Genomic DNA, 2,279 nt, shown 5'->3' with positions numbered 1-2,279 from the left:
CGACGAATAAGGAGCACCACGTTTGTGCGCGCCGCCGAGTGGTGAGGCGGCCGGGTCCCCGTTGAGGATTTCGATGAGTCGAGAACGCCGCTGACGGCCTTTATCGACAGCCTGCTAGGTTCCCAACGTGACAAGGCCCGTTTTGATCGCGTAGCGAACCAGTCCCGCCACATCATGGATGTCGAGCCGGCGCATCAGTTCGCTCCGGTGGGTTTCAACCGTTTTGATGCTCAGGTTCAGCTTGTGGGCAATCGCTTTGGTCGAATTGCCCTCCGCGATCAATTGCAGGATTTCCCGTTGACGAGAAGTGAGATCATGAAGAGGCCCAGCTTGATCTTTCCGCCGGGCCACATATTCATCCACCAGCGGCTTCGACACACTGGCCGTCAAGTACGTCTCGCCGCGCATCACGGCCTTGAGGGCCAATTCCAGCTCAGCGGGCTCCGCACCTTTGAGGAGATAGCCGGTGGCCCCGGCATCGAGCGCCTGTCCGACATATTCTTCGTTCGCGTGCATCGAGAGAATAATGACCCGAACTCCCGGCCATCGTTTGACGATGCGGGCTGCCGCGTCCAAGCCGTTCAACCCCGGCATCGCAATATCCATCAGCACCACATCCGGCTGGTCACGGGCCACGACCTCGACCGCCTCATGTCCGCTACTGGCTTCCCCGATGACCGAGATGTTCGGCAAGGTCTGCAGCAGGGCGCGGAGACCTGCTCGGATCAGGATATGATCGTCGGCCAACATGACTCGAATCGGCATAGTGCGTCTCAGCCTCTCTATTCGTCTTCCGTTGCCCCAGAGGACCGGAGCGGAATCCTCACGCGAACTTCCGTCCCCCGACCCGGCAAGGACTGAATCGTGATGGTTCCACCCAACGCCTGTGCCCGTTCCTGCATCCCAAGCAACCCAAGGCTCGGGCGATTGGCGGCTTGGGCCGACGGCTCCCGTCGGCTAAAGCCGACCCCGTCGTCCTTGATACAGAGATCCAGCCACTGATCTGTCCGTCGCAAGTCCACATGAATCGTTGTCGCCGTCGCATGACGCAGGATATTGGTGATCGACTCCTGAACGATCCGAAAACAGGCCACAGCCAGGTCCGGTTCCAGATCCTGCGGCACGTGCTCAGCCTCAACCTCGGCAACCAGACCTGCCCGCTGCGCTTGACGCTCGACATACCAGCGGACCGCCGGCACTAACCCGAGATCGTCCAGCAGCGAGGGGCGTAAATCCAAAGACAGATCCCTGACTCGCTGAAGAATCTTGTCCAACATCCCCAGACTGTCGCTTAAGCTCTCCTGAACAGCAGACGTATCGGCAACCCGCTGCATGGTCTGGAGATTCATCTTGATCGCGGTCACGGCCTGCCCGATTTCGTCGTGGAGATCATGCGCGAGTTGCCTGCGCTCCCGTTCCTGTACCTGCATGAGCTGGCGGGATAGAGTCTGTAGTTGCGCGTGGGCCGCCCGCAAAGACTCCTCGGCCTCCCGCCGCGTGAGAAAGGACGAGACGCTGTCGGTCAGCGAATCAATGAGCAGTCGTTCTTCGAGAAGAAATGGCCCCTCACGCTCTTTCGGCCTCTCCTCCAGATACACAACTTCGATGGAGCCGCTCATGCCCTTCGCGGTCACGAGCGGAGCCCGCTGCATCCACGCCGTTTCCCGAAAAGAGGGTGTCGCCACAATCAGTCCTTCAAACCGGATACGCGCCGCCGCGACCTCAGGATATTGCCAGGCCAATGGAATGAGGGTCACAATTTCTCGGAAGATCTCATTCAGCGGCTTCGTGCTGCCTTGAAGCACCCGCACAATTCCGTGCAGGGCCGTCAGCTCCTTCACTCGTTCCCTGAGGCGGTGCAAGAGCTCTTGTTGCGCTTCTTCTCCTTTTTGAACCTGGATGGGGATACCAGGCCTCGATGGACTCGCTGCCGTGACTCGCTTCCCAGATTTGACGCTGGTCGGCGGGTTTTGAGGGGATTTCCGTGGGCTCATAGGTACACTCAGATATGCAGGAGGTCGGCCTTCCCGCTGGATATCCTACCGGCAATAGACAATCCGACACAACAAGGCTTCGTCAGCACGGTGCCAGCACGAGGAGAACGGCCCTCAAAACATGTTCAGGCAGAGGTTTGGTGAGCAACAACATGGAGGAAGGAGGACTGTCCGCAACAAAAGGACAGTACTCCCCCTCCCGAATAGACGAGGATGACTCCGCTACTATCTCACGACAAGGACAGAGCAGGAACTGTGCTGCACCACCCTGGTCGAGACACTGCC

General features: G+C 59.2%; 2 protein-coding genes. Both read right to left on the bottom strand.

The annotated features are described in order from the left end of the window. Window positions 1-114: 114 nt before the first annotated feature. Window positions 115-765 (bottom strand): response regulator transcription factor, encoded by a 651-nt coding sequence (locus Q7U76_00055; protein MDO8354772.1) that lies wholly within the window; start codon window positions 763-765, stop codon window positions 115-117. A gap of 17 nt (window positions 766-782) precedes the next feature. Continuing rightward, window positions 783-1,994, bottom strand: a complete 1,212-nt coding sequence (locus Q7U76_00050) for a sensor histidine kinase (GenBank protein ID MDO8354771.1) — start codon at window positions 1,992-1,994, stop codon at window positions 783-785. Window positions 1,995-2,279 lie beyond the last annotated feature (285 nt).

The organism is Nitrospirota bacterium, assembly GCA_030645475.1.
Classification (GTDB): Bacteria; Nitrospirota; Nitrospiria; order Nitrospirales; family Nitrospiraceae; genus Palsa-1315.
The sequence above is the reverse complement of the archived record's forward strand: the minus strand, read 5'-3'. Positions and strand labels throughout refer to the sequence as shown.

Coding starts and splice junctions, on each gene's coding strand:
- Q7U76_00055 (MDO8354772.1), bottom strand. CDS start 765: ATGCCGATTCGAGTCATGTTGGCCGACGATCATATCCTGATCCGAGCA.
- Q7U76_00050 (MDO8354771.1), bottom strand. CDS start 1,994: ATGAGCCCACGGAAATCCCCTCAAAACCCGCCGACCAGCGTCAAATCT.